Below are 3,077 nucleotides of genomic sequence, written 5' to 3'. Positions count from 1 at the left end.
CAGTGGGGGTGACCGCTGCGGCATCGATCTCATGATTCGACACGGCATCGAGGCTGTCACTCTCGAAGCCGAAGGTCGATGTAGGCACGTGCCGCTGACCGATGATCATGGCCGCGACCGATCCAACCTGCACTCCCACTTTGGTGGCCTCGTTGAGGCTTTTGAACGAGCTGAGCGTGCTGGATGACGGCACCGCGAGCGCGACGCCCGTGCGATAGTACGGTTTCGATATCCTCAGGCGGGTTTCGCCTTGCGCTTCGCGATCAGCGATGACGTCCAGAAGAATGTCGCAGCCAGCACTGCGCATCTGGTACTGCGTGATGATCCAGTCGAGCCGCAGCGAGACACCGAGCTCGCGTGCCAGCGCCTGACCGAGCTCGACCTGAAAGCCGGGTGGATCGCCCGCCTTGCGCGCAAAGGGAAGCGAGTTGGGATGCGCGCACAGCCCGATCGCGCCGCTCGAGCGGATCGCGTCCAGGGTGCGCGCCTGCACCGGTCCGGATAGTCCGATGGCGGCAACGGCAATGAGCGGGACAAATGCCTTCATTCGGCGTTCTCATCTGGATGGATCGCGCCGTGCGCTTCAGCCCGCGCGCGGTTTCAAGGCGCGGATGTATTTGACGATCTGGTCGATCTGGGTGTCCGTGAAGGCGCCGTCGAATGCCGGCATCGCCCCTTGCTTGCCGTGCTTGATGCGGTCGCGAATGAAGTCGTCGTCGCGCGGCGAGTTCATCAGCTGCGGCCCCTTGCCGGGCGCCCGGCCACCGTCGGAGTGGCAGAAGCCGCAAGTTCCCGCGAACACCGGTTCGACCTCGAACGACCCGTTCTCGGGCGCGGGCGTGGTGGATTGTGCTTGAGCCATCACAGCGCACAGCAACGCGGCACCCAGTCCCGCAGGAATCGTTTTCAAATGCAGTCTCAACACGTCCGCTCCATTCCTGAAATCACGCGTCGCAGCTTCGATCGGTCATGGTGTGGGCTTGCGCCCACTCCATGACCGAACGTTTGCGGCAGACTATTTCAGGCTGAAGACGATGAGCGCGCCGTCGTCACGCGGCATGCTCTTGTAGGCGCCGCCGAAGTTTGGCGCATATTCATCCGCCAGCATCCCGCCGAAGCCTGCGGCCACTGCGATATATTGCTTGCCCCCGACGGAGTAGCTGACGATGCCGCCTTGATGGCCGGTGCCATTGTTGTGTTTCCACAGCTCGGCGCCGGTTTCGGCATCGTAGGCGTGAAGGACGCCGCGGGAGTCGGGCACGAACACGAGATTGCCCGCGGTCGACAGTACGCTCCCAAGCGGCGGCTCGGGATAGCGGACCTCCCATTTCTTCGCTCCCGTTATCGGATCGCGCGCGTCAAGATGTCCGTAGATCTCGCCGCCCGGAGGAGGCGCCATCTTGAAGTCGGCGCCGATGTTGAGCTGGACCTGCGGCGCGGTGACCGGCGTCGTCTTCTGGACTTCCAGTGTCATGCACCATTCCTGGCCGAGCTTGTAGTAGAGACCGGTCTTCGGGCTGTATGAGCCGGCATTCCAGCTGATGCCGCCGCCGATGAATGGACACAACGGCGGTTCGGCGACTTTCCCGGCCGCGAAATCGCGTCGACCGATCAGCGCGCCGGTCTTGGGATCGATGTCCTTGACGAAGTTGATGTTCTCAACCAGCCGCCAGACGTTCTTCACGCCGAGATTGCGGTCGTAGACGAAGACGAAGCCGCCCTTGTTCGGATGAACCACGTATTTCTGGCCGTCGCGTTCGAGCATCACGAACTCGCCGACGGCGCTGTCGAAGTCCCAGGCGTCGTGCGGCAGTTCCTGATGGTAGGATTTCAGCTTTCCGGTATCGATATCGAGAGCGATGACAGAACTCGTATAGAGATTGTCGCCGGGACGCGCGCCTTGCGTCTTGTAGTCGGAGCCCGACCAATCATAGAGCGGCGCCGGGTTCGCGGTGCCCCACAGGATGGTGTTGGTCTCGGAGTCGTAGGTCCCCGGCATCCAGCCGCCGCCACCACCGGTCCGCCAGGAATCGTTGCCCCAGGTTTTCATGGCCTCGTCGGTGCCTGCGACCGTCAGGAACTCCCACTTCTTCTTTCCGGTGGTGGCATCAAGCGCGAAGATCGGGCCGCGGCCCGGCCATTCGCCACCTTGCGAGCCGATGATCACGCTCCCTTTCGCGTAAAGCGGCGCGCCGGTGAAACCGACCGTGAGCTTCTGCGAATCGATCAGCCTGGTCTCCCAGAGGACCTTTCCCGTCTTCGAATCCAGCCCGAAGACACGACCGTCCATCGTGCCGACGAAGACCTTGCCTTCACCGAGGGCTACGCCGCGATTGTAGGGCGAGTGGGTCTGCCGGCTGATGAGCGCCTCATCGAGCTCCGGAAAGAACGACCAGATGACCTCGCCCGTCGCGCCGTTCAGCGCAAAGACCCGGCTGTAAGAACCCGAGTAATAGAGCACGCCATCGGCCACGAGCGGCATCGACTGCAGGCCGCGCGTCGATCGTCCGGGAATGTGCATCCAGGCTACGCCCAGATTGCCGATGGTGTTGGCATTGATCTGCGCGAGCGGGCTGTAGTGATGGGATTTGTATGAACCGTGATAGGTGAGCCAATCGTTCTGACCGGCGGCCTCGATCCGGGCCGTATCCACCGATTGAGCAAACGCCGCCGACGCCGCAAGTGTCGCGCCGACAAGAACAGGTAAACCTGAGCTAAGCCACTGCTTCCTCATATGCACTTCCTCCCGCTTCTGTGTGATTGCGTCTTATGAGCGCCGCCGCGAGGGACGTTTGCAGTTCAGTGCGCGTCGATTGTTTTCCATCGAAGATGAGCTGCCAACAGATGTCTCCCTCTCTCGGCGCATGTCGCCAAAGGAGCTACGTTCACTGGAGTGGTTGCTATTGCACTTCTGCTCGCCGTCGCAGAGTACGCCGGATCATGGGCAGTGCAAAGACGGAATGCACCCACGGCGTGAACTTGACGCACGAGGAAAATTGAAACGGCAGTCGCACTGACCGTTTCGTCCCAATCGACAAATCTTCAAGGCCGGGGCGGCGCGACTCTATCCGTACAGC

At 62.0% G+C, this 3,077-nt stretch carries 3 protein-coding genes; all 3 read right to left on the bottom strand.

The window, feature by feature from the left end:
* A partial coding sequence (locus tag AC1D00_RS33915) for an ABC transporter substrate-binding protein (RefSeq protein ID WP_477013670.1) occupies positions 1 to 547 on the bottom strand: 547 nt, incomplete at its 3' end.
* 36 nt (positions 548 to 583) lie between these two features.
* A complete protein-coding gene (locus AC1D00_RS33910) occupies positions 584 to 862 on the bottom strand; it encodes a c-type cytochrome (protein ID WP_477013669.1) in 279 nt (92 codons plus the stop codon).
* Between the two features lie 153 nt (positions 863 to 1,015).
* Positions 1,016 to 2,734 carry a pyrroloquinoline quinone-dependent dehydrogenase gene (locus AC1D00_RS33905; protein ID WP_404553074.1) on the bottom strand — a complete coding sequence of 573 codons (1,719 nt, stop codon included), beginning with the start codon at positions 2,732 to 2,734 and terminating at the stop codon, positions 1,016 to 1,018.
* Positions 2,735 to 3,077 lie beyond the last annotated feature (343 nt).

This window comes from Bradyrhizobium sp. P2_E8 (genome assembly GCF_056403875.1).
The sequence above is the reverse complement of the archived record's forward strand: the minus strand, read 5'-3'. Positions and strand labels throughout refer to the sequence as shown.